This window comes from Paenibacillus solisilvae (genome assembly GCF_042656405.1).
In the GTDB taxonomy this organism is placed as follows: Bacteria; Bacillota; Bacilli; order Paenibacillales; family Paenibacillaceae; genus Paenibacillus_Z; species Paenibacillus_Z solisilvae.
In genome coordinates, this window is record NZ_JBHSOW010000028.1 from 72,804 (window position 1) to 98,353 (window position 25,550).

Consider the following 25,550-nt stretch of genomic DNA (forward strand, 5'->3'; position numbering starts at 1 on the left):
TAACTTGACATTATAGGTGGCACATTTATCACGGAACTTCTTTTTTGTATTATCTGAAGCATCGCCTGCAGTTATAACAAGCTTTGCCTTCCCTTGCTGTACGGTTTTAAGCACGGTTTCATCTCCGGTGACGAGCATTCCCGCCCTCATCGCCATGCCAAGAAGAGATAATGCTTTATGCTTCATCATCATCATCCACCCGATCTTTGCTGGCTATAAACGCCTCTTCCACAGCAATAAAATCCTGTTCGAGTTGGTCGTATATTTCCGCACCTACCGGCTGTTTGAGTGCTCGATCCAGCGCCTTACTCTTCTTGGCCAGTTTAAAGCAGCTCACTTTGCCGCATAAATAGGCGCCCCGTCCCGGTTTCTTGCCTGTCAAGTCGATTAATATCGCACCATCAGGCGTTCGAACGACGCGAATCAGTTCTTTCTTCGGCATCATTTGCTGACAAGCCACGCATTTACGCAGCGGAACTTTTCTAGGTCTCATCGTTCATCCCTCCCCATCCAAGATGCGCGACTAATCGATGGAAACTGAATCCTGATGCATCGTATTCATAGGTGATTTAGGACGGCCGTATTCTTGCTCCGCCTGTGTCTCACTTTTGATATCAATTTTCCAGCCGGTCAGTTTTGCTGCTAAGCGAGCATTCTGCCCTTTAATCCCGATCGCTAGTGAAAGCTGATAGTCCGGAACGATAACACGCGCCATTTTCTCTTGCTCAAACACGATAACTTCAATTACCTTGGATGGGCTTAGAGCATTTGCCACATATTCATCGACACTTTCCGACCAGCGAACGATATCTATCTTTTCACCCTTCAGTTCCGTTACGATCGTTTGCACCCGCATCCCTTTTTGCCCGACGCAAGATCCAACCGGGTCGACCTCGGAATTGCGTGAATATACAGCAATTTTGGAACGAAAGCCAGCTTCTCTGGCAACCGAGCGGATCTCTACTACACCATCGTAGATTTCCGGAACTTCAAGCTCAAACAGCCGCTTAAGTAAACCAGGATGTGTACGTGAAAGAAAAATCTGCGGTCCCTTTGTTGTGTTCTCGACTTTCGTGATAAAGGATTTCACACGATCGCCATGCTTAAACTTATCAGTCGGCATTAATTCGGTTAAAGGTAAAACAGCTTCTACTTTACCCAAATCGATGAACAAATTCCGTACATCCTGACGCTGCACAATTCCGTTGACGATATCTTCTTCTTTATCAATAAACGCATTGTAAATAAGTCCCCGCTCGGCTTCGCGAATACGCTGAGTGACGACCTGTTTAGCGGTTTGAGCGGCGATTCGGCCAAAGTCACGAGGCGTTACCTCGATTTCAGCAACATCGTCCAGTTGGTAATGCGGGTTAATCTCTCTGGAAGCTTCAACCGAAATCTCAAGACGCGGATCCAAAACATCTTCAACTACTGTTTTGCGTGCATAGACTTTAATCACGCCAGTGAACCGATTAATGTCGACCCTTACGTTCTGGGCCGTATTAAAATTGCGTTTATAGCTGGAAATAAGGGCAGCTTCAATAGCTTCCAGCAAGATATCCTTGCCGATTCCCTTTTCCTTCTCTATTTCCGTTAGTGCTTCTATAAATTCCATACTCATTGGAAATAAGTTCCCCCTTTCAATTGGTTCCCTATCGTTATATTCATGCCAAAACCTTCAATTAGAAGACGATGGCTAAACGGGCGCTCGCTAATTTGTCATATGGAATCGAATGCTTCTTCTTACCGATTTCAACCGTCACTTCCTCCCCATCAAAGGAGAGCAGTTTACCTTCGAACTCTTTCAAACCGCCAATGGGCTCATAGGTGGTAAGGAAGACATGTTTCCCGACCGCTTTACGTACATCATCAGGCTTCTTAAGCGGACGTTCCGCACCCGGGGAAGATACTTCGAGGAAATAAGCTTCTGTAATCGGATCATTCTCGTCAAGTTTATCGCTTAGATACTCACTAATCCGGCCGCACTCATCGATATCGATGCTGCCTTCTTTGTCTACAAATACGCGCAGAAAGTAATTGCTGCCTTCCTTTACGTATTCAACATCGACGAGTTCAAATCCATTGTCGTCCAGAAACGGACGTACCATTTCTTCAACGACCGTCTTGATTTTTGATGTGCTCAAAAAAAATGTACCCCCCACTGCAACGTCTCATCGCCGGTACACGGGACCTAAGTTGCAGTTAATTTTATGACCTCAGTCGCTGTTCGAGCGACACGGCTGGTGATCATGCAGACGTAAAAAGGTGTAGACAAAACGTAAAGAGTGGGTTTCCCCACTCTTCTGCGAAAAAGTCGTATCATCAGCATTACCAGAAATATTATACCATAACCATGATGTGGTGACAAGATAGGGGTCGGCGCTGGAGGACTCGCTGACATTGGTCCGCCAAAGTCACGCCAGCGTCCGCTGTTTTGTGACGCTGAGAACTCGCTGACATCGCTGTTCCAAAGTCACGCCAGCGTCCGCTGTTGGAATGGTGATGCCTTGACTAGACTTGGCGGTGCATCACCATTCCAAAGCCGGTTCGTAAACTCTCCGGCTGGCTGTGTCTTTGACTCCGCTTCACTGCTCGTCGGCTCGTTGGGGCGACAGCAGAATAAGAACATCTCTAGAACAGTGACAACTGATTCGACTCCGGGAGACCTCGGAAACAGCCCATTCCGTTCAGTACTTCGATAATGGTTTTGGACGCTTTTGATTTTTGTTGGAAATCCTCTATCGATAGAAATTCGCCGTGATCTCGGGCTGCTGCAATGTTGCGGGCCGCGTTCTCGCCTATACCGCCGATAGCTCCGAATGGAGGAATAATGGAATCACCCTCGATAATAAACTTTGTTGCTTCGGAACGATAAAGATCAACACTTTTGAAAGAGAAACCGCGCGCGGTCATTTCCAATGCCATTTCCAGGAGAGAGATACTGTTTTTTTCTTTCGGCAGCGCCTGGAAGCCTTTCGCTTCAATTTCAATCAATCGGCGCAGGATCGCATCATACCCTTTGCACAGAAGCTCCAAATCAAAATCATCCGCACGGACTGTAAAATACGTTGCGTAATAAGCAATCGGATAATACAGCTTGAAATAAGCTGTACGAACAGCAGAGATAACATATGCCGCGGCATGCGCTTTCGGGAACATATACTCGATCTTCAGGCAGGAATCGATATACCATTGCGGCACTTTGCAGCGCTTCATTTCATCAATCCACTCTGGAGTAAGTCCTCGCCCTTTACGAACGCTCTCCGTAATTTTGAATGCCAGACTGGCATCCATACCTGCTTTATAAATGAGGAATAACATGATATCGTCACGACAGCCGATTACCGTCTTGATTGTACAGGTTCTATTCTTGATCAGTTCCTGTGCATTTCCCAACCATACACCGGTACCATGGGATAACCCCGAAATCTGCAGCAAATCGGCAAAAGTCGATGGTTTCGTCTCTTCGAGCATCTGGCGAACGAACTTCGTTCCCATCTCCGGCACTCCGTAAGTCGCTACAGATGAACGGATTTTCTCCTGAGTTACGCCGAGCGCTTCGGTGGAGCTGAACATGCTCATGACTTTGGGATCATTCATCGGAATAAGCGTTGGATCGACACCTGTGAAATCCTGAAGCATCCGCATCATCGTCGGATCATCATGACCAAGTATATCGAGCTTGAGCAGATTCTCTTCAAAGGCGTGATAGTCAAAATGTGTGGTCTTCCACTCCGCATTCACATCGTCTGCCGGATATTGAACAGGCGTTACATCCTCTACCTCAATATAATCGGGCACAACGACGATTCCGCCCGGATGCTGACCCGTACTCCGTTTAACACCTGTAAAGCCGTTAGCTAAACGTGTAAGTTCAGCTCCGCGCCATTTCTTCCCGTAATCCTCTTCGTATTTCTTGGTGTAGCCATATGCGGTTTTCTCTGCAATTGTACCGATGGTGCCTGCGCGGAAGACATTTTTCGGACCGAACATCTCTTTCGTAAAGTTATGCGCAATCGGCTGGTATTCGCCTGAGAAGTTCAAATCGATATCGGGAACCTTATCCCCCTTGAAACCAAGGAAGGTTTCGAACGGAATATCCTGTCCCTCGCCTTTAAGAGGCTTGCCGCAGTTCGGACAATCTTTGTTTGGTAAATCGAATCCGCTGGGATAACTTCCATCCAGAAACCATTCACTATATTTGCACGCTTCATTAAGGCAGGTGTAATGCGCTGGAAGCGGGTTAACCTCGGAAATACCAAGGAAAGTTGCAACAACGGAAGAACCGACAGATCCCCTTGAACCTACCAGATAGCCATCCCGATTCGATTTTTTAACAAGGCGTTCAGAAATCAAATAGTTGGCAGAAAATCCTGCTTTGATGATCGGCACAAGCTCTTTCTCCAACCGCTGCACAACGACATCAGGAATCGGTTCGCCATACAGCTTCTTTGCAGTCTCGTAGCAGGTGTTCCGCATTTCATCGTCTGCACCTTCAAGAATAGGAACAAAGAGCTTCGGCGGGAACATATCAAAAGGCTCAAATCGCTCCGCTAATTGAACCGTATTCTTGACCACTACCTCGTACGCTCTGGCCTCACCGAGAAAAGCGAATTCTGCCAGCATTTCATTCGTTGTACGGAAATGGGCATCCGGCTTCGTAATATCTTTGAGCGGGCTGAAACCGGTTATCCCATGAATCGTAATATCCCGGAAAATTTTATCTCGCTCATTCAAGTAATGAACATTACCGGTTGCAATGATCGGCTTGCCCAGCTTGTCGCCGATTTCACAAACGCGGCGGATCGCTTGCTCGATCTCAGCACGGCTTGCCACAAAGCCTTTTTCAACGAGATGCATGTAGAAGGTCACAGGCTGAATCTCAAGCACATCGTAATAACGGGCGACCTCCTCTGCCTCCTCCATTGATTTGTTCATAACCGCCTCGAAGAACTCGCCTTTCTCACAGCCAGAGATGATCAGAAGTCCCTCGCGCAAATCATTCAGCTTGCTCTTCGGAATCGTTGCAACTCTCTTAAAATGATCCGTATGAGATATAGATACAAGTTTAAATAAGTTCTTCTTGCCCACTGCGTTAAGTGCATAGATGCAGCAGTGAAACGGACGCATGTTCGATAAGTCAAGACCAACATAATCATTAAGCATCTGCAGTCCCGTTATGTTACGCTCTCCGGCATCTTTAATCAATCCGTATAAAACCCCGCCCAAAGCGATAGAGTCGTCGATGGCGCGGTGATGGTTCTCCAGGCTTACTTTATACTTATCAGATAATGTATTCAGCCGGTGATTCTTCATGGTCGGATGCAGGAATCGGGCAAGCTCCAACGTGTCAAGAACCGGATTATTGACCTCTGGCATACCATGCCGCTTACATGCAGCTTGTATGAAGCCCATATCAAATCTAGCATTATGCGCAACCAAGATAGCATCTTCAATGAAATCGACAAATTCTCGCAGCTTCGGTTCAAGCTCAGGGGCATCTTTCACCATCTCATTCGTTATGTTGGTGAGCTGTTGAATGTTATACGGAATATCCTCATGCGGATTAATGAAAGTAGAGAATCTTCCAATTTCTTTGCCATCCTGCATCTTAACGCCAGCCAGCTCGATAATTTTGTTATTCATAACAGAAAGACCGGTAGTCTCGATATCGAAAACGACATAGACCGCTGTTTGCATAACTTCCGTTCTCGGATTGAGCACCATCGGGATCGAGTCATTAACCACGTTAGCTTCCAGACCGAACAGCACCTTGATGCCATTCTTCTTGGCTGCCTTCGCCGCTTCCGGATAACACTGAATATTACCGTGATCCGTAATCGCGATCGCCTGGTGTCCCCATTTGGCAGCGCGCTTGATATAAACATCAACTGGTGTCACCGCATCCATAGTGCTCATTGTGGTATGAAGATGAAACTCCACGCGCTTCTCCTCGGCATCATCCTTCATTTCTTTAGGAGGGACAACCTCATGAAGATCCGAAGGCATCATGACGAGCTCCGGCTCCTGCATGAACCGGTCATATTCAACACGTCCGCGGGCCTTAACCCATTTGCCGTTGGCCAGTTGGTTGAGTACCTTTACATCGTCCTTCGTCTTAGCAAACATCTTCATGGCAATGGAATCAGTGAAATCAGTCACATTAAAGGTGAACAGCGTGCTTCCGTTGCGCAGCTCCTTCACTTCGAGATTGAAGACCGATCCTTGGACAGTGATTTTCTTCTCTTCTTCAATGATGTTCATGATCGGCACTGCTTCCTCGCGGATGTCATACCCGACGACAAGCCTTACATCGCCTTCTTCAACCGGTGGAGCTTCAGATGCTGAACTGCTCATCATCTGTTCAATAACTTCCCGTTCTTCTTGATCTCGTTTCTGAGCGAACTGTTCGTAAACCTCTTGATTAGACTCTTTTTCGCCTACCAGCAGCTTCACCCGACAATTGCGATTAAATTGCTCGGAGTAAAATTGAACGACCAGTTCGTCAATTTTCTTCTTACGCGCAAGCTCAAGTCCCATATCATCCATCATCGCAAGGGTAACCAGTTCGCCAGCGGCTTCCATCTTCGACTTCCCAAGCCATCCATTTACCGATGGGTTATGCTGCTGCACCCATTCTACAAATGCAGACCAATATTCATGCAGCAGTTCATCGGTCTGAACATCTTCACCATATTGAAATTTAAAAGAGACTTGAGCGATATGAGCAAATTTGGTTTGAATTGTCCTGCAAAAAACACTAAAAGCCGGTAAAGGAACTAAGGACGTTTTGCTGATGCAAAACGTCCATTCCCGGTTGCTCCGGCTTACGATCACTTTATCTATATATCCATCCGCAAAATGCTCGTCCGTCAACTGCTGCGGCAGCTCTGCCTGCTTCATAAGAAGCTCAAAACGATGCCGCTTTTCCCCGGTTTCGTTCATTATTTCCTCCATTATTGTCCAAAAAATAAGATAAAAGAAGGAAGAAGCTTAGTAAGCTCTAGCAAAAACTACTGAATGCTCGGCTTTCTCCCCACACACCAAACATTGCTTCTTTTGCTCAGCAGGCTCAAATGGAATATTACGGCTAGTCGCACCTGTTTCTTCTTTAACCTGTTTCTCGCATGATTCGGAGCCGCACCATCCGGCAATCACGAAACCGCGTTTCTCTTCCATGAGCGATTTCATTTCATCCAATGTTTCCACAGAATGGGAATGATCTGTACGGAATTGCTTCGCACGTTCGAACATGTCCGAATGAATTTCCTCCAGCAAACGTGTAATCTCTGCTGTCAGATCGCTCTGTTGAACGACACGCTTCTCGCCTGAAATACGTGAAACCAGAACCACTTGTCCATTCTCCATATCACGCGGTCCGAGCTCCAGGCGAATCGGTACTCCGCGCATCTCGTATTCATTGAATTTCCAGCCTGGACTGACATCGCTGCGATCGTCAACTTTAACTCGAATGCCCGCCTTCTTGAGCTCAGCATACAGTTCATCTACTCGGCCTACCACCTGTTCACGCGTCTTAGGCGGTCCGATTGGAATCATAATCACTTGTGTTGGTGCCACTTTCGGCGGCAAAGCAAGCCCGCGGTCATCACCATGAACCATAATTAAGGCACCAAGCAGTCTTGTTGAAACTCCCCATGAGGTAGTATGAACGAACTGCTGTGTATTCTCACGGTCCAGATATTTAATATCAAAAGCAATCGCGAACTTGTTGCCAAGGTAATGGGAAGTCCCGGCCTGAACGGCACGGCCGTCTTTCATCATCGCTTCGATGGAATACGTATCAACTGCCCCGGCAAATCGCTCCGAAGGCGTTTTCTGTCCCATTATAACAGGAATAGCTAAGAAATTTTCTGAGAAATCCCGGTAAATGTCCAGCATCTGATTCGTCTCTTCGCGCGCTTCGGTCTCAGTCTCATGAGCCGTATGTCCTTCTTGCCACAAAAATTCAGTTGTTCTTAAGAATGGAAGTGTTCTTTTTTCCCAACGGACCACGTTTGCCCATTGATTGATTAGAACAGGCAGATCGCGATAAGACTGAATCCACTTGGAATACATATGGCCGATAATGGTCTCAGATGTCGGTCGAATTGCCAAACGTTCCTCAAGCTTCTCGCCACCTGCTTCTGTTACCCAAGGAAGCTCCGGATTAAATCCTTCAATATGATCTTTTTCTTTCTGAAAAAAGCTCTCCGGGATGAACATCGGGAAATAAGCGTTACGATGTCCGGTTTCCTTAAATCGACGGTCCAGCTCATCTTTCATATGCTCCCAAATCTCGAAGCCCTCTGGACGAAACACGATACAACCGCGTACCGGCGAATAATCCATTAATTCTGCTTTCTTGATTACATCGATATACCAACGGGAGAAGTCTTCCCCTTGTGGTGTAATCTCCGTCACAAACTGCTTCTCTTTCGCCATGATTAAACTAGTTCTCCCCTCGTACCAATCGCAATATATCGTTATACGTAACGGCCAGCATCAGCAGCATCAGCATTGCAAACCCGATGAAATGCACCATGCTCTCCCGGTTTGGATCCACGGGTCTTCCTCTTACAGCCTCGAGCCCCAAGAAGAGCAGCCGGCTTCCATCCAGCGCGGGAATAGGCAGCAGATTGAAGATACCCAGATACAAACTAAGCAGTGCAACCCATGAAGTCAGCTCGGTTAATCCTTGATCCGCAATTTGACTTGTAACTTGCGCGGTTCGAACCGGTCCACCCAGGTCATCCAGCTTGAAGTTGCCAATAATCAAATTCTTGAATCCGTCAAATATGGTTATGGTCATGTTTTTCATCGCAATACCCGAATATTTGAATGTTTCCAAGAAGGTTACAGGTCTTGTAGGAACAGCGGCTGAAATCCCGATTTTGCCCACTTTCGTTTCCGGATCCGGAAGCGGCGTAATGGTAAAAGAAATCGGTTTGCCATCCCGAACAACGGTGAAAGTAAGCGGGACATTAGCAGATTTCTGAATGATCGAAATCATCTTTTCAGAGTCCGTGCCAATTTTGATCCCATTCACCGAATCAATGGTGTCGCCAACCTTCATTCCCGTCTCTGCTGCAGGCATATCCTTCCCTATGTTGCCAATTAGCAAGCGGTCTGGATTATCTGCTGCAACGCCTGCCAATTGAAAATAAACGCCAAAAAGCACGAATGCCAAAATGAAATTCATTACGGGGCCGGCAAAAATAGCCAATGCACGCTGCCCTACCGTCTTGCTGCCGAACTGACGATCGATCGGAGCAATTTGTGTTTCTCTTCCTTTGCCGATCATGACAGCCTGCGGATGGACGGAATAGGTTTCTGAGATTCCATCAGCAAGAAGCGAAATGCTCAATTTTCTTTCCAAATCAAGATGATCCACTTCGCCGCGTACGACATTGGAACGGTCATCCAAACGATCCAGGTAAATCCTCGTAACTTGATTGTCCTTGACGCGAACAGCAACCGTTTGACCAGTTTGGATCTCTACAAGCTCTGGATCCTCACCTGCCATCCGTACAAATCCGCCTGCAGGAACTAAGCGCAGTGTATACCGTGTTTCGCCGCGTTTTATTGAAAACAGCTTCGGTCCAAAACCGATGGCGAATTCCCTAACCAAAATGCCGGCGCGCTTTGCAAAGTAAAAGTGACCCCATTCATGAATAGTCACGATTACGAAAAAGACCATCACCGTCAAAAAAACAACTTGTATCGTGTGCATCGTATTGTCCTAGCCTCCTGTTCGTAACGGCCTGTACTTAGATTATCATTATTCTCCCGTTCGATACAAGAGAACCGTCACGTTAGATCAATGATGCTTCTTTTCTGGCCCAAGCATCGACCTGAGCAATGGACTCCACATCTGGAACATCTACGATTTGGTGGCGGTTCAGTACTTTCTCAATGACACGCTCAATATCAAGAAACGTAATTTGACCTTCTAAGAAACGGGCAACTGCAACTTCATTGGCTGCATTGAATACGGTTGGCGCCGATTGGCCAGCCCTGCCGCTGTCAAAAGCCATTCTTAGGCAAGGATAACGATCATAATCCATTTCACGGAAATGAAGAGTGCCAAGCTTAGCCAAATCCAAAGAATCAGTCGGTGTAGGGCGGCGATCCGGATAAGTAAGTGCATACTGGATAGGAACTCGCATATCAGGCATTCCAAGCTGAGCGACAATGCTGTTGTCCACAAATTCAACATAAGAATGTATAATGCTCTCCGGATGAAGCAGAACCTGGATTTGATCATAATTCAAGTCAAACAGCCAATGAGCTTCGATGACTTCCAATCCCTTATTTGCCATTGTGGCAGAATCAATCGTAATTTTGGCTCCCATCGACCAATTTGGATGATTCAGCGCTTCCGTGACCGTTACACCTTCAAGCTCAGCTCTTGTACGATCTCGAAATGAACCGCCAGATGCCGTTAGCGTTATGCCTTTTACATCCGTACGATTCTCCCCGTTCATACACTGAAAGATTGCCGAATGTTCACTGTCAATCGGTAACACCTGCACCCCTTTGGCAGCTGCCTGCTTCATCACGATATGACCAGCTGTTACTAGTGTTTCCTTATTAGCAAGACCTATATCCTTACCTGCTTGAATGGCGGCAAGAGTCGCATTCAAGCCGCGACTGCCCATAATTGCCGTTACAACGGTGTCTGCATCAGTCGAAGCTGCAATTTCAATTAACCCTTCTTCCCCGTATAAAATACGGGTCGCAGAGGGAAGCTCCAGCCTTAACTCGTCTGCCAGCGACTTGGTAGAAACACAAACAACTTTAGGGTGAAACTGTTTCGCTTGTGCCACTAACAATTCAAGATTAGAGCCTGCTGCAAGGCCATGTACTTCGTACGCTTCCGGATCATGATGAATCACATCCAATGTTTGAGTACCAATTGAACCGGTTGAACCAAGTATGGTCAGTTTTTTCATCTTATATCTAACCCCCGAGCGGCAGCAGTTGCGTCATAATTAAGAAAGGAAATACGATTATCCAGCTGTCGCAGCGATCAAGAACACCACCATGACCTGGGAGAATGGTTCCTGTATCTTTGATGCCGCGTATCCGTTTATAGGCCGATTGAATCAAATCACCCAACTGTCCTGCGACAGCTGCAATCAGACCGATACCCAGAGCGCGGCCAATTGAAATAATATCCGGATATACGAAAGAAAATAGTACTGCAACAATGAGCGAGAGAACAACACCGCCCAAAGATCCTTCAATGGTTTTATTCGGACTTATGGAAGGCCAAAGCTTGGTCTTCCCAAATGCCTTTCCGCAAAAATAAGCTCCGATATCAGAGGCCCATATCGATCCAAATGCCAAAAAGGTCGCAAGCAGCCCATGCGCCTCGGCATTGCGAACTTCAAACATAGCATAAAAACCATAACCAACATAAAGTACGCCAAGCAGCATTAATGCCGCATCGTCAATCGTCATTTTGTTCTTCGTAAGGACGGTGATCGTCAATACCAGAAACATGAGCAACCAAAACATATGTATCCCATCTGGCTGATGGACATCAAATTCATTCCATGGAAAAAGCAGAACAAGCACCCCTGCAAAACCGATAAGAGATGCTGGATGCTTCCATAATAAACCGTTCATTCTTGTATATTCAAAGAAACCGATCAAGGCGAGTAAGAGTAAAAGTCCATAAAAGAACCACCCGCCAGCAACGGTTAAGGCAACAAATACCGCACCACCGATCAGGCCGGTAATAATACGCTGTTTCAAGTTGTAACACTCTCCATTAGAGCCATTTACAGACCGCCGTAGCGGCGAGCACGCCTTTGATATTCCTGAATGGCTTCGTGAAAATGCTCTTCTGCAAACTCCGGCCAGTAAACATCTGTAAACCACATTTCGCTATAAGCCAACTGCCAGAGCATAAAATTGCTTAGCCGCAGCTCACCGCTCGTTCGAATAAGCAAATCGGGATCCGGCATACCTGCGGTAAGTAAATGGTTGGCTAAATGCGATTCTTCAATTTCATCCGGCTGCAAGTCTCCTGCTTGAACGGAATAACCAATCTGCCGAACGGCTTCAATCATTTCTTTCCTACTTCCATAGTTAAGAGCAAAATTAAGAACGAGACCGGTATTATTAGCTGTTTTACGTATCGCCTCTTCAACCGCATGCAGTGTATGATCAGGCAAATCACCTTTATAGCCCATCATTCTTACTTGTACATTCTTCTCAATCAGTTCATTTAGCTCAATCGACAGAAACTCTTGTGGCAGCTTCATTAAAAATTCAACTTCAGCCTTGGGACGTTTCCAATTCTCCGTTGAAAATGCATAAAGTGTCAGATACTTTACACCTAGCCGTTCAGCAGCCATCGTAATACGCTTGACTGTCTTCATGCCGGAGTGATGCCCGGCCATACGCGGCAGACCTCGACTTTTTGCCCATCTTCCATTTCCGTCCATAATAATCGCAATATGCTGCGGTATGTTTTCAGTATCAAGCGTCTGCGATGTTGTCGCCGGCGCTTTGCTGAAAAAAGCTCTCAGTCGCTGAAACACGTATTCGTCCTCCCACCGCTAACGTCAATTTATGCAACAAACCCCACCTGTCGGAGGGGCCGGTGAGCTTGCATTATACTTCCATGATTTCTTTCTCTTTTGCTGCCAACACTTTCTCAACTTCGGCAACGAATTTATCAGTAGCCTTCTGAACATCATCCTGATGACGGCGTGATTCATCTTCAGAAATATCCGTTTTCTCCAGTTTCTTGATATCATCGTTCGCATCACGGCGGATATTACGGATAGCAACCTTTGCTTCTTCGCCGAATTTCTTAGTCATTTTCACAAGATCTGTACGACGCTCTTCGGTTAGCATTGGAATGCCAAGACGGATCGTTGATCCATCATTAGAAGGAGTTAATCCAAGATCTGATTTCAAAATCGCTTTTTCAATCGCACCGAGTGACGTTTTATCCCAAGGCTGAATAAGCAGTGTACGAGAGTCAGGTGTGTTCACGTTTGCAAGCTGAGCAATAGGAGTCATTGCACCGTAATATTCAACTTGTACGCGGTCAAGGAGAGCTGGAGTAGCTCGACCGGCACGCAGGGTTGCCAAATCACGTTTCAATGCACCAATTGCCTTCTCCATACGATCTTCTGCATTTTTTTTAATCGCTTGTGGCACTAATTGACACTCCCTTTCATGACAATTGTTCCGATTTTTTCACCAAGAACAACACGTTTAATATTCCCTTGTTCTGTAATTGAGAATACAACAAGTGGAATATCGTTGTCCATGCAAAGTGACGAAGCCGTTGAATCCATAACACCAAGATTACGATTGAGAACTTCAAGATAGGTAAGTGTCTCAAATTTCTCAGCGGTCGCATCTTTGAATGGATCAGCGGAATAAACACCGTCAACTTTATTTTTTGCCATCAAGATAACTTCCGCTTCGATTTCTGCAGCCCGAAGTGCTGCGGTTGTATCGGTGGAGAAGAATGGATTCCCTGTTCCTGCTGCGAAAATTACAACTCGTCCTTTTTCCAAGTGACGAATCGCGCGGCGGCGTATATAAGGCTCTGCTATTTGCTGCATGGCAATCGATGTTTGCACGCGTGTCGGTACATCAATTTGCTCGAGCGCATCCTGCAAGGCCAATGAATTCATTACTGTTGCGAGCATCCCCATATAATCGGCAGTTGCCCGGTCGATCCCTTTTGCACTTCCAGCAATACCTCGCCAGATGTTGCCTCCGCCACAGACGATCGCAACCTCGACGTTCAACTCTACAACTTCTTTAACTTGTTCAGCAATAGATGAGATCATTGCTGCATCAATACCATAACCATTATTGCCCGATAGCGACTCTCCGCTTACTTTGAGCACGATACGTTTGTACACGGGTCTTTGCAACGTGGTATACCTCCATCTTTGACCTTGTTCAAAGGCCGCATACTTATTATTTTATATGACTTAGTTAAAAGAAAAGCGGGGCGGAAGCCCCGCCCAGATATGCGCGTTAGGTTTACAGTTTTGCTTGGGACATTACTTCTGCAACGAAGTTGTCTTCTTTTTTCTCAAGGCCTTCACCAAGTTCGTAACGAACGAAGCGGCGAATGGAGATGTTCTCACCAATTGTGCTGATTTTTTCTTTCAGCAAGGTATGAACTGTTTTGTCCGGATCTTTAATGAACGGCTGCTCAAGCAAACAGAATTCTTCATAATATTTGCTGATACGGCCTTCAACCATTTTTTCTACGATTTTCTCTGGCTTGCCTTCGTTCAATGCTTGAGCTTTCAAGATCTCACGCTCTTTTTCAAGCTCTTCGGAGGATACTTCTTCACGGCTCACAAACTTAGGGTTTGCAGCAGCAATTTGCATGGCGATATCACGAGCGAATTCACGGAATTGATCTGTTTTACCAACGAAGTCAGTTTCACAGTTGATTTCCACAAGAACGCCGATGCGGCCGCCAGCATGGATGTAAGATTCAACAGTACCTTCAGTAGCGATACGTCCTGCTTTGTTCGCTGCTGCTGAAAGACCTTTCTCACGAAGAAGGTCAACTGCCTTCGCTACATCTCCATTTGTTTCATCAAGCGCCTTCTTGCAATCAAGCATACCTGCGCCTGTTCTTTCACGCAATTCTTTTACTGCACTCGCACTAACTGCCATGTTGGAAACCTCCTGAATAATTGTGTGATATACGTTGATTCCAAAAAAAGGGCGGTGAGAGGTTAAAAACCTTCTGACCACCCTTTCTTGAACTATCAGAAAGTATTGGACGGCATAGGCCGTTAATTCTTGCTGACTTATTTATAGTGTTAAGCTGTTGTTTGTTCGCCTTGTTGCGATTCTACGATTGCATCTGCCATTTTAGCTGTCAGAAGTTTAACCGCGCGAATTGCATCATCGTTACCCGGAATAACATAGTCGATTTCGTCCGGATCACAGTTTGTATCAACGATACCAACGATTGGGATACCAAGTTTGCGAGCTTCTGCAACAGCGATACGCTCTTTACGAGGATCGATGATGAACAAAGCGCTTGGCAAACCTTTCATTCCTTTAATTCCGCCGAGGAATTTGTCGAGGCGATCTTTCTCTTTACGGAGAATGATAACTTCTTTTTTAGGAAGAACGTTGAAAGTACCGTCTTCTTCCCATTTCTCAAGCGTTTTAAGACGGTCAATACGTTTTTGAATCGTTTGGAAGTTAGTCAGCGTACCGCCGAGCCAACGTTGATTGATGTAGAAGTTGCCGCAGCGTTCTGCTTCTTCTTTCACAGAATCTTGTGCTTGTTTTTTAGTACCTACGAAGAGAATAGTTCCGCCTTCTTCGCCAACTGAGCGAACGAAGTTGTAAGCTTCCTCAACTTTTTTAACTGTTTTTTGCAAGTCGATAATGTAAATCCCGTTACGTTCTGTGAAGATATAACGATCCATCTTCGGGTTCCAACGACGAGTCTGATGACCGAAGTGTACCCCAGCTTCTAGAAGCTGCTTCATGGAAATAACCGCCATCTCTTCAACACCTCCTGTTAAATGGTTTTTTGTGGTTTCCTCCGCCAAAATCATTTTTCGTCAAAACTTCGACCGGGTCGAAGCACCGTTGACGAAATTAATCGGCGTGTGTTTTTAACACCGTCAATTACTATACCATATCTATATGCACTGGTGCAACAGTAATTCACTATGATTGACTGCGATTGTCGAATCCTCGCTATGTATCTTTATTTTTCTGCAACTCGGCTTCCGCTTGTTCCGGAGGTAAAGGTTTACTTGTGATAATTGTCTTTACTTCCTGTAAGGTCGGTCTGCCTTCAAATGAAAAATAGCCTGCGCGTATAATCACTTTACGCATCAGGTTAATGAATGTCTGTTTATTTGAAATGACATCATTCTCAATGAGCAAGTCAGCTGTTTCAGTCACGCTGGAATTAGCAGGGATGCGAAGCACGATCCGCTTGACTTTATTGGTTGTATTCGTTCCTTTCGTATCCAAGGAGCCCGCAGACTTCTCAACAGCCGGTTTGGAGTTTGATGGCTGCTTGCCATTCTGTGGGTTAACGCTATCCTGCTTTGGAAGATTCTCGGCGGATGACTTTGCTTCCTTGGAATCTTCCGCTTGAATAGGGGCACGCTCTTCAGCAATCCGCTTATCCAATTCCGCCTGTGTATATGTAACGGATGTTTGGTTTCCTTTATCGTAATCATCCAAGCTGCTTGCCTGTTTCTCACCGATGAGCATGAGCTGTAGCAGAGCAGCGCCGACGATAATTCCAACACCGAGTCCAAATAGAAATGGCCGTTTATTCATCGCGCCCTGCTTCCTCCTGCTTGGACAATTGGAGAATGAGCTGAACTTCTCCTTTGTTGATTCCTAGTTTTTTGGCAATCGCTTCAATCGACTTGCCATGATTATAGAGCTCAAATAACTCATAATAACGGCTGCGAATCGAAGATTTCTCAGCGGCTGGAGATGACTCTTCTGAATCGACAGCTGTAGTTTCTATGGTGTTTTGAGCCGATGGGCGCTTCTGTGCTTCAACAGAAAGCGGTTTTCCTAACGCAGGTTCTATGCTTGCAGCTGAAGCATACTGGGCTTGTTCTGAAAGTACAGCTTCAAGATCAGCACAACGCTTCTCTAGTTCTTTGATGCGCTGCTCGCTTTTAACAGCATTGGCTTGTGCATCCTGCTGGAACTTGGTAACCAGTTCGACCATTTGCCGATTATCCGATTCCATATTCTCCATAAAGGAATCCAAAGCCGTCTCCATATTCCGTACGGTTTGCGATGGTTGATTTATCGAATCATTTTTCATTGGTGCTGCTTTGCGCGGCAATACAGTAGCGCATACAATCGCAACCGCGCCCAGCAGCATGATGGTCTGCCATGCTTCCATTAATACTCACCTGCTATCGGTATGAAATACAACTAAAGGGAGATGTCGATATGCTTTCCTTTAAAAGGATGCTTCTGTGCTTGTTCCGTCCCGTTATCTGTATCTTGTTGGCCTGAGACAGGTTCGCGATGTTTCTTACGCTTTGAAGGTGAGCTCGCCTCTTGCTGCTGTTGATCCTTAATCTCCATTTTGATGCTTTGCTCGATCGCTGAGTTTTTACCCCGAAGCCGTTCAGTTTGCTTCCCTGCTTCGTTAGCCAAATGGGTCTGATCACTAATCGGCTTGTGCATCGTCTGACTCTGCTGCGCCCCGCTTTCGGGAATACGTGGAATGGACATTTGCAAGTCTATCGACCTGTATGGCATTCGCTCTCCCCCTCAATGACTGCGTTCACCCCATCCCATAATGAGGGATTAATAATACGCTGCTAACACGATATCACCTTCGGAATAGCGGAACGATACACGCTGCGCGGCATCTTTTACGAAACGGGTATAGCGTCCGATGACGACTTTCGTTCCGCCGTAAATCATATTTATCGCATCAACCCTTGCATTTTCGGTATCCTCCAGGGATTTCTCGATCTCAAGTATACGCTCGCGTAAGCCTACTGAAACCAATAAAATCGCTATTGTCGTACCAAGCCATAATTTTTGTTTTTTACCCATCTCATTCCAATACTGGGCGATTCTCGCTCGATATTGGGCAAATTTCTCGTTCACGATTTCACCTCACACTGTTTCTATGAGTGCAATTACATTTGCATCCGCATTATTTCTTGGTAGGCTTCAATTACTTTATTGCGGACTTGTGAGGTTAACTGCAAACTAAGCTCTGTTGTTGAGAAGCAATCATAACTTGCGAAACATCTACATTTCCGAGCAAATATTGATCATTCATTGCCGTTACATTTTGTTCCTGTGAACTTACGCTATCTAGAGCATTTTTCAGAAAGTCTCCAAAGTTTTTTGTCATTTCAGATGGTGACGTTTTGCTTTGTAAAGCTGCCGAATCTGCCAATTTAACAGGCTGAAGCTGATTTAATGAAATCTGGCTAATCAAACGTTATCCCCCCTGCTTCCTTCTCTTATCTGCCGATCTCCAACGCTTTGCTGAACATCCCTTTTGTTGCATTAAGAGCAGTCACATTCGCCTCATAAGATCTTGAAGCTGAAATCATATCAACCATTTCTTTGAGAACATCCACATTGGGCATTTTCACATATCCATTTTCATCCGCATCGGGATGACTTGGGTTATACACGAGTTTAGAAGGAGTAGAGTCTTCCATAATTCTGGTGGCTTTTACACCTGGGGAACTAGAAGTAGAACCTAATTTACTATCTAAAACATCGGAGAAAGACTGCCCTGTAGGCTCGAGTACAACCATTTTTCTTTTGTATGGTTCATAGCGCCCATTAACAAGCCTCCCCCTAGTTGTTTCGGCATTAGCAATGTTAGAGGATATGGCATCCATTCTCAGCCGCTGTGCCGTTAGTGCTGAAGCACTGGCATCAAATCCATTTGAAAGCCTCAAATCTAGCCTCTCCCCTCAATAGCAATTCTCATCATTTTGATATCGTGACTCATTTGTTGGACATAAAAGTTGTAGCTCAATTGATTTTTTGCTAAAAGTGACATTTCTCGATCAATATCGACATTATTTTCGTTATTATTCATCATGCTTGTCTCATCTGTAACCACTTTTGCGTCTGGTATTGACGCTGATGATTGTCTGATTGGAATATGGCGTGAGTTTGTACGGACACCTGCCAATCTAGGCTTCCCGTTCCCCATTCTTTCCTCTAACAGCTCTTCAAACAATACTTCAGAGCGTTTAAACTTAGGCGTGTCTGCATTTGCCACATTGTTAGCAATAACTCGTTGTCTCATCTCAGCAGCATGTAATGCACCTTGAAGGTTGTTAAATCCAGCGCCATTCAACAAATTCACTGACAAACACCACTTTCCATCTAATAATTGTAGTATTCTACATATTTTTCCTTATTCCATCTTTCTTCGACAAAAGATTATTAAAAAAATGAGAGAGATATGTCGACAAATACCAACTGTTTAATATTCCTCAACTTCCTAAATTATTACAATAAGAAAAAAGCCCTATCTTTTTGTAAGATAGGGCTACAGAATTATATGGGTGAAAATCACTTAATTTTATTGTTTGCTCTATTTTTTCTTCTTTTCAAGCTCTTGAAATAACTGGCCGTTTAAGATCTTGATATAGGTTCCCTTCATACCAAGGGAGCGCGTTTCAATCACTCCTGCACTCTCTAACTTCCGCAGTGCATTAACAATGACAGACCTTGTAATACCAACGCGATCAGCGATTTTGGAAGCGACAAGGAGGCCCTCTTTGCCATCAAGTTCATCGAAGATATGCTCTACGGCTTCAAGCTCACTAAAGGATAATGAACCAACTGCAACCGCAACGACTGCACGGCTCCTCGCTTCAACCTCAATTTCATCCGCCCGCTCGCGCAATATCTCCATTCCGACAATTGTAGACCCATATTCTGCAAGAATCAGATCATCATCGTCAAAAGCGGCCGAATCACGCAATAGGACTAATGTCCCTAATCGATCTCGTCCGCCAACGATTGGCACAACGGTCATTTGCTCTTGAAAAGCCATCATGGAAAAAGCTTCACGTATACCTTCATCAGGAGTAACATTGGTCACTGTTTCCTGCATGCTCATAAATCGATCATTACTCTCCTGTGAAAGCCTTAAGTCAGCTGATGGAATAGCGCGCAGCTGTTCATGCTGAAACGGACCTGCAGCAGCACAGCCAAGCACTTTCCCTTTACGACTGACGACAAACACATCCGCTTGTATGGTTGTGCACAGCACCTCCGCCATCTCCCGGAAATTGAGAGCTCCACCTGCCGCGCGCTGCAGAAGCCGGTTTAGCGTTCTCGTTTTTGCAAGTAAAATCATGTTATTGCCCCCTACTTTCCAATCCGATCCCTAACAAAGACAATTTAAAATTTTATTAAAGAGTCTCTACAGGATATATTGACTTAAATCTCTGTTCTTTGCAATATTGCCAAGTTTCTCTCGTACATATTCAGGCGTGATTGTCATTTGATCCAGGGATAGCTCCGGCGCTTCGAAGGATAAATCCTCCAACAGCTTCTCCAAAATCGTATGCAAACGTCTTGCTCCGATATTCTCGGTATTCTTGTTGACATCAGCAGCAATGGAGGCTATCTCATGAATGGCTTCATCCGAGAAATCAATACGTATGCCTTCCGTCTCAAGCAAAGCCGTATATTGAGTAGTTAGTGCATTTTTCGGTTCTGTTAAAATCTTCACGAAATCTTCCAGACTCAAATTGGTCAGTTCTACACGGATCGGGAATCGACCTTGCAGCTCCGGGATTAAATCCGACGGTTTAGCCATATGGAAGGCTCCGGCAGCGATAAACAAGACATAATCCGTCTTAACGGGTCCATATTTCGTTACGATTGTGGAACCTTCGACGATCGGCAAAATGTCGCGCTGCACCCCTTCACGGGATACATCCGGCCCGGACCCTCGGGAGGAGCTGGCAATCTTATCGATTTCATCAATAAAAATAATTCCGGATTGTTCAGCACGGCTGATCGATTCCGAGATTACATCATCCATGTCAATAAGTTTATTCGCTTCTTCCTGTGTAAGAGCTTTGCGCGCTTCCTTCACAGGCAGCTTACGTTTCTTAGTACGTTTAGGCATCAGCTGGCCAAACAGCTCCTGCATGTTCATCCCCATGCCCATGTTATCATTGCCTTGCCCGGAGAGCATATCTAGCATGGAAGGACTGGAATCCTCGACTTCAATCTCGATGATTTCCTGCTCCAGCTTACCCGCTGCCAGCTGCTCTTTCACCTGTTTTCTGCGCTCTAGAATCGACGAATTTTCTTCAGGCTCATCCTGCGCATCTTTATTGGCGCCCGTGTTACCGCCAAATAACATTTCCAAAGGGTTCTTTTGCGTTTTTGGCTTCGCAGAGGATGGAACCAGCATCGCTACGATTCGTTCATTTGCTAAACTTTCCGCTTTATCCCGCACGTTCTCCGTTTTTTCCTGCTTCACCATTCGAATAGCAGTTTCGACTAGATCACGCACCATAGATTCAACATCTCGGCCTACATATCCGACTTCCGTAAATTTCGTAGCCTCCACCTTAACGAAAGGTGCATTAACGAGCTTAGCAAGCCTTCTTGCAATTTCTGTCTTGCCTACACCAGTAGGCCCGATCATCAATATATTTTTCGGCACGATTTCATCCCGCAGTGCTTCGTCTAAACGATTCCGCCGGTAACGGTTGCGCAAAGCTACAGCTACTGAACGTTTGGCTTGCTTCTGACCAATGATATATTTATCAAGTTCCGATACAATTTGCCTCGGTGTCATTGTTTCGTTCGCCATCCATAATCCCTCCACCATAGTCATCACTACTGTTCGCTACTCAATTTCCTCAACAATAATATTGCGGTTAGTAAATACACAGATATCTGCAGCTATCTCAAGGGCGGATTTGACCATATCCTTCGCTTCCAGCTGCGGAGCATGCTGAACGATCGCACGGGCTGCGGCAAGCGCAAACGTACCGCCGGAGCCTATTGCTAATATTCCGTCGTCAGGTTCTATGATCTCCCCGCCTCCTGAAACCAGCAGCATCCCGGAAGCATCCATAACAATCATCATCGCTTCCAGCTTGCGCAGCACACGATCCGAACGCCAATCCTTGGCAAGCTCTACAGCAGCACGCTGCAAGTTGCCGTGGTGCTCCTCCAGCTTACCCTCGAATTTCTCAAATAACGCAATCGCATCTGCTACTGAACCGGCAAAACCAGCTACAACCTGACCTCTGTACAATCGACGGACCTTTTTGGCTTGATGCTTCATGACCATGCTGTTGCCGAATGTTACTTGTCCGTCCCCAGCTATTGCACCTTTGCCATTATGACGAACCGCGCAAATCGTCGTTGCATGAAATTGCATATCCATCCTGTGGGAGCCTCCTTTATTGAGCAGTTCTAAAATAAAAGCAGAAACACCTTCGCAACTTTCTTGCAAAGTAAGTTTCGCAGAAAAATGTAGGGGTCATTCTTATAGGCGTGTCAGAACTATAGTCTCTTATATTTGAAAAAGTGGCTTCACTTCTTATCTTCTAAACGTTAATTTGCTGTTCTTTAAATGCAGCTAATCGGTCAAGCGCTCGGTTTGCGATCGCTTCGTTCTTGTCTTTCTTGCTGCGCATACGCTGCTCTAACGGCGGAAATAAACCGAAATTGGCATTCATCGGTTGAAAATGCTTAAAATCAGCTGTAGTTATATAGTTCGCCATACTTCCAAGTGTTGTATCATGCGGGAACTCGAGCGGTTCCAATCCGCGGGCAAGTCTGCCTGCGTTTAATCCAGCAATCAGCCCGGATGCGGCGGACTCCACATAACCTTCAACGCCTGTCATCTGCCCAGCGAAAAATAAATGGTCACGATTAATCGACTGGTATGTAGCTTTAAGCAGCTTCGGAGAGTTAATAAATGTATTCCGATGCATAACGCCATAACGCACAAATTCCGCATTCTCAAGTCCTGGAATCAACGAAAGGACTCGCTTCTGCTCACCCCATTTGAGATGAGTTTGAAAACCAACCAAGTTATATAACGTGCCGGCTGCATTATCCTGGCGCAGCTGCACGACTGCATAAGGCAATTTACCTGTATGCGGGTTAATGAGCCCCACTGGCTTCATAGGTCCGAACAGTACCGTTTGCTTGCCGCGGCTCGCCATAACTTCAATTGGCATACAGCCTTCAAAGTACTGCTCCTTCTCGAAATCCTTCACTTCCGCTGTCTCCGCGTGGATCAGCGCATCATGAAAAATATTGAATTCTTCTTCCGTCATCGGACAATTCAAATACGCAGCTTCCCCTTTATCGTAACGGGAGGCCAGATAGACTTTACTCATATCGATGGAGTCTTTCTCGAGTATAGGGGCCGCTGCATCATAGAAATAAAAATATTCTTGACCAAGCAAAGCCTGAATTTGGCTTGACAACTTCGGTGCAGTAAGCGGGCCGGTAGCTATCAGAACAATACCCTCCGAAGGAATTTCGGTCATCTCCTCACAGCGAACCTCAATCAACGGATGTTCTTTGAGAAGACTTGTAACATTTCCCGAGAAGCCGTCACGGTCTACTGCGAGAGCTCCTCCTGCCGGTACAGCGTGACGATCTGCGCAATCAAGGATCAAAGAATTCATTCTGCGCATTTCTTCCTTCAAGACACCTACAGCATTGGCTAAACCGTTTGCTCTTAGACTATTGCTGCAAACAAGTTCAGCAAATTGATTCGTATGATGAGCCGGAGTTTTCGTTTCCGGTCTCATCTCGTATAATGTGACCGGTACGCCTTGCGATGCGATTTGCCAAGCAGCCTCACTGCCTGCAAGCCCCGCACCGACGACCGTTACACGTTGAAATTCTGACAATGGTCTTACCTTCCTTTCAGGTGCTTCCATACTATTTATACTTCTTCAAGCGGTTCTTGTTCTTCCGGCACTTCTTCATTGTAATCACATTGCGTGCATTGCAGCCGAACGCCATTCTTATTGCGCTTCTCTACCAGCATACTATTGCACTGCGGGCATGGCTTGCCGGTTGGTTTATCCCATGAGACATAGTCACAACCTGGGTAGTGATCACATCCATAGAAAATGCGGCCTTTTTTACTGCGGCGTTCAATGATTTTACCTTCCTCGCACTTCGGACATACAACCCCGATATCTTTGACGATGGGTTTGGTATTCCTGCATTCCGGGAAGCCGGAACAAGCAAGGAATTTGCCGAAACGACCCAGCTTGTAAACGAGATGCCGACCGCATTTCTCACATATTTCATCGGATACTTCATCTTGGATCTCTACTTCCTTCATTTCTTCCTCAGCTACTTCAAGCCGCTTCTCAAATGAATCGTAGAAATTTGCAAGTACCTTAACCCAGTCTTCCTTGCCGTCTTCAACGTGATCGAGATCATCTTCCATATGAGCTGTAAATTCAGCATCGAGAATTTCCGGAAAAAATTCTTCCATCATTTGAATGACAAGTGTGCCAAGCTCAGTCGGGATAAATTTCTTCTCATCCATTGCTACGTATCCGCGCTTCTGAATCGTTTCTAACGTAGGCGCATACGTGCTCGGCCTTCCTATACCAACTTCCTCCATCATGCGCACGAGACGCGCTTCTGAGTAGCGTGGAGGCGGCTGAGTGAAGTGCTGCTTCGGATCTAACGATTCCCTCGTCGCAATATCATGAACGGCGAGCGGAGGAAGAAACTTTTCCTCTTCTGTAGCGCCGTCATCATTGCCCTCAACATAAATTTTCATAAATCCTTGGAATTTCACTTTCGATCCTACAGCACGAAAAACAGCGGCACCGACCGTGAGATCGACTGTCATCGTATCGAGAACAGCGGATGTCATCTGACTGGCTACAAACCGGTCCCAAATCAGCTTATACAGTCGAAATTGGTCACGGCTGCAAAATTCCTTCATCGATTCGGGATCTCTGAGAACGGATGTTGGCCGGATCGCTTCATGCGCATCTTGAGCATTGCTGTTCTTCTTTACATACACCCGAAATTCAGCTGGTGCAAAGGATGCTCCATATTTTTGTTCGATATAACTCTTTGCTTCTTCTTGAGCGACAGGCGAGATACGGGTAGAATCGGTACGCATGTAGGTGATAAGACCAACTGTGCCTTCCTTACCCAGTTCTACTCCCTCATACAGCTGTTGAGCTACCGACATCGTCTTAGAGGCTCTAAAGCCCAGTTTGCGGGCTGCCTCCTGTTGAAGCGAGCTTGTAATAAACGGAGGCGCCGGATTGCGCAGACGCTCCTTCTCCTTCACCTCAGCTACCGTGAATTCGGAGGAACCCATCGCTTGAAGAACCTCTTGAACATCTTGATTACTGCCCAGCTCCCGCTTCTCTCCGTTTAAAGAATGGAATTTTGCTTCAAAAGAGGCGTTATTATGTTTGAGCTGTGCCGTAATCGACCAGTATTCCTCCGGAATAAACGCATCAATCTCATTCTCCCGGTCGATGATGAGTTTAACGGCCACCGATTGTACACGTCCTGCGGAAAGGCCTTTTTTCACTTTCTTCCACAACAGAGGACTAATCTTATAGCCAACTAAGCGGTCTAAGATACGACGTGCCTGCTGCGCATTCACCAGATCCATATTAATTGGTCTTGGTGTCTTAAAGGCATCTTTAACCGCTTGCTTCGTTATTTCATTAAATACAACGCGGCAGGAATCTGTTTCGTTAATTTCGAGATAGTGGGCTAAATGCCATGCAATTGCTTCCCCTTCGCGATCCGGGTCAGCTGCAAGATAGACTTTTTTTACTTTTTTTCTGGCATCCTTAAGCTCTTTAAGGATACTCCCTTTACCACGAATCGTTATATATTTAGGATTGAAGTCATTCTCGACCTCAACACCGATTTGACTCTTGGGCAGATCCCGGATATGGCCCATCGATGCTTTAACTATGAATTTGCTGCCAAGATATTTCCCGATCGTTTTGGCTTTTGCCGGTGATTCGACAATGACGAGTGAATCTGCCATAGACGCGCCC

Annotated in this window: 24 protein-coding genes and 2 pseudogenes; all 26 read right to left on the reverse strand. The window is 45.8% G+C overall.

Going from position 1 to position 25,550, the window contains the following annotated elements; translation table 11 throughout:
• Positions 1–189: L7Ae/L30e/S12e/Gadd45 family ribosomal protein (locus tag ACFPYJ_RS07525; RefSeq protein ID WP_379187470.1), on the reverse strand; the 189-nt coding region annotated here is incomplete at its 3' end.
• Complete coding sequence (rnpM, locus tag ACFPYJ_RS07530; RefSeq protein WP_379187471.1) at positions 176–493, reverse strand: RNase P modulator RnpM; 318 nt, start codon at positions 491–493, stop codon at positions 176–178. The genes ACFPYJ_RS07525 and rnpM, both read right to left, overlap by 14 nt.
• Before the next feature lie 30 nt (positions 494–523).
• Positions 524–1,621, reverse strand: coding sequence for a transcription termination factor NusA (gene nusA, locus ACFPYJ_RS07535; RefSeq protein WP_379187472.1), 1,098 nt, complete (start codon positions 1,619–1,621; stop codon positions 524–526).
• A gap of 61 nt (positions 1,622–1,682) precedes the next feature.
• Positions 1,683–2,144 carry a ribosome maturation factor RimP gene (gene rimP / locus ACFPYJ_RS07540; protein ID WP_379187473.1) on the reverse strand — a complete coding sequence of 154 codons (462 nt, stop codon included), beginning with the start codon at positions 2,142–2,144 and terminating at the stop codon, positions 1,683–1,685.
• A 487-nt stretch (positions 2,145–2,631) separates the two neighbouring features.
• Positions 2,632–6,945, reverse strand: a complete 4,314-nt coding sequence (locus tag ACFPYJ_RS07545; RefSeq protein ID WP_379187474.1) for a PolC-type DNA polymerase III — start codon at positions 6,943–6,945, stop codon at positions 2,632–2,634.
• Positions 6,946–6,993: 48 nt separating this feature from the next.
• Positions 6,994–8,442 (reverse strand): proline--tRNA ligase, encoded by a 1,449-nt coding sequence (gene proS / locus ACFPYJ_RS07550; protein WP_379187475.1) that lies wholly within the window; start codon positions 8,440–8,442, stop codon positions 6,994–6,996.
• Positions 8,443–8,449: 7 nt separating this feature from the next.
• Positions 8,450–9,730, reverse strand: coding sequence for an RIP metalloprotease RseP (gene rseP / locus ACFPYJ_RS07555; protein ID WP_379187476.1), 1,281 nt, complete (start codon positions 9,728–9,730; stop codon positions 8,450–8,452).
• A gap of 82 nt (positions 9,731–9,812) precedes the next feature.
• On the reverse strand, positions 9,813–10,952 hold the full coding sequence (locus ACFPYJ_RS07560; RefSeq protein WP_379187477.1) for a 1-deoxy-D-xylulose-5-phosphate reductoisomerase: 1,140 nt from the start codon (positions 10,950–10,952) through the stop codon (positions 9,813–9,815).
• Positions 10,953–10,959: 7 nt separating this feature from the next.
• Complete coding sequence (locus ACFPYJ_RS07565; protein WP_379187478.1) at positions 10,960–11,760, reverse strand: phosphatidate cytidylyltransferase; 801 nt, start codon at positions 11,758–11,760, stop codon at positions 10,960–10,962.
• 26 nt (positions 11,761–11,786) lie between these two features.
• Positions 11,787–12,539: an isoprenyl transferase gene (locus ACFPYJ_RS07570; protein WP_379187570.1), complete on the reverse strand. Its 753-nt coding sequence runs from the start codon at positions 12,537–12,539 to the stop codon at positions 11,787–11,789.
• Between the two features lie 85 nt (positions 12,540–12,624).
• A complete protein-coding gene (frr, locus tag ACFPYJ_RS07575) occupies positions 12,625–13,179 on the reverse strand; it encodes a ribosome recycling factor (RefSeq protein WP_379187479.1) in 555 nt (184 codons plus the stop codon).
• Positions 13,179–13,910, reverse strand: a complete 732-nt coding sequence (gene pyrH / locus ACFPYJ_RS07580) for a UMP kinase (protein ID WP_379187480.1) — start codon at positions 13,908–13,910, stop codon at positions 13,179–13,181. Before pyrH ends, frr begins: the two co-directional genes overlap by 1 nt.
• 112 nt (positions 13,911–14,022) lie before the next feature.
• Positions 14,023–14,673 carry a translation elongation factor Ts gene (gene tsf, locus ACFPYJ_RS07585; RefSeq protein WP_379187481.1) on the reverse strand — a complete coding sequence of 217 codons (651 nt, stop codon included), beginning with the start codon at positions 14,671–14,673 and terminating at the stop codon, positions 14,023–14,025.
• A 149-nt stretch (positions 14,674–14,822) separates the two neighbouring features.
• On the reverse strand, positions 14,823–15,521 hold the full coding sequence (gene rpsB / locus ACFPYJ_RS07590; protein WP_379187482.1) for a 30S ribosomal protein S2: 699 nt from the start codon (positions 15,519–15,521) through the stop codon (positions 14,823–14,825).
• 199 nt (positions 15,522–15,720) lie between these two features.
• A complete protein-coding gene (locus tag ACFPYJ_RS07595) occupies positions 15,721–16,317 on the reverse strand; it encodes a hypothetical protein (RefSeq protein WP_379187483.1) in 597 nt (198 codons plus the stop codon).
• Positions 16,310–16,903, reverse strand: coding sequence for a DUF6115 domain-containing protein (locus ACFPYJ_RS07600; protein WP_379187484.1), 594 nt, complete (start codon positions 16,901–16,903; stop codon positions 16,310–16,312). Before ACFPYJ_RS07600 ends, ACFPYJ_RS07595 begins: the two co-directional genes overlap by 8 nt.
• 32 nt (positions 16,904–16,935) lie before the next feature.
• Complete coding sequence (locus ACFPYJ_RS07605; protein WP_379187485.1) at positions 16,936–17,268, reverse strand: hypothetical protein; 333 nt, start codon at positions 17,266–17,268, stop codon at positions 16,936–16,938.
• 48 nt (positions 17,269–17,316) lie between these two features.
• Positions 17,317–17,508, reverse strand: a pseudogene (locus tag ACFPYJ_RS07610) (DUF342 domain-containing protein); the annotation flags it as partial.
• Positions 17,509–17,657: 149 nt separating this feature from the next.
• Positions 17,658–17,923 (reverse strand): annotated as a pseudogene (fliE, locus tag ACFPYJ_RS07615) (flagellar hook-basal body complex protein FliE).
• 67 nt (positions 17,924–17,990) lie between these two features.
• Positions 17,991–18,440: a flagellar basal body rod protein FlgC gene (gene flgC, locus ACFPYJ_RS07620; protein ID WP_379187486.1), complete on the reverse strand. Its 450-nt coding sequence runs from the start codon at positions 18,438–18,440 to the stop codon at positions 17,991–17,993.
• Positions 18,441–18,442: 2 nt separating this feature from the next.
• Complete coding sequence (gene flgB, locus ACFPYJ_RS07625; RefSeq protein WP_379187487.1) at positions 18,443–18,856, reverse strand: flagellar basal body rod protein FlgB; 414 nt, start codon at positions 18,854–18,856, stop codon at positions 18,443–18,445.
• 231 nt (positions 18,857–19,087) lie between these two features.
• Complete coding sequence (gene codY, locus ACFPYJ_RS07630; protein WP_379187488.1) at positions 19,088–19,858, reverse strand: GTP-sensing pleiotropic transcriptional regulator CodY; 771 nt, start codon at positions 19,856–19,858, stop codon at positions 19,088–19,090.
• A gap of 66 nt (positions 19,859–19,924) precedes the next feature.
• Entirely contained in the window at positions 19,925–21,334 is a 1,410-nt protein-coding gene (hslU, locus tag ACFPYJ_RS07635) for an ATP-dependent protease ATPase subunit HslU (RefSeq protein ID WP_379187489.1), read from the reverse strand.
• Positions 21,335–21,370: 36 nt separating this feature from the next.
• Positions 21,371–21,916 (reverse strand): ATP-dependent protease subunit HslV, encoded by a 546-nt coding sequence (gene hslV, locus ACFPYJ_RS07640; protein ID WP_379187490.1) that lies wholly within the window; start codon positions 21,914–21,916, stop codon positions 21,371–21,373.
• A gap of 163 nt (positions 21,917–22,079) precedes the next feature.
• Positions 22,080–23,402 carry an FADH(2)-oxidizing methylenetetrahydrofolate--tRNA-(uracil(54)-C(5))-methyltransferase TrmFO gene (gene trmFO, locus ACFPYJ_RS07645; protein WP_379187491.1) on the reverse strand — a complete coding sequence of 441 codons (1,323 nt, stop codon included), beginning with the start codon at positions 23,400–23,402 and terminating at the stop codon, positions 22,080–22,082.
• A 35-nt stretch (positions 23,403–23,437) separates the two neighbouring features.
• On the reverse strand, positions 23,438–25,540 hold the full coding sequence (gene topA / locus ACFPYJ_RS07650; RefSeq protein ID WP_379187492.1) for a type I DNA topoisomerase: 2,103 nt from the start codon (positions 25,538–25,540) through the stop codon (positions 23,438–23,440).
• Positions 25,541–25,550 lie beyond the last annotated feature (10 nt).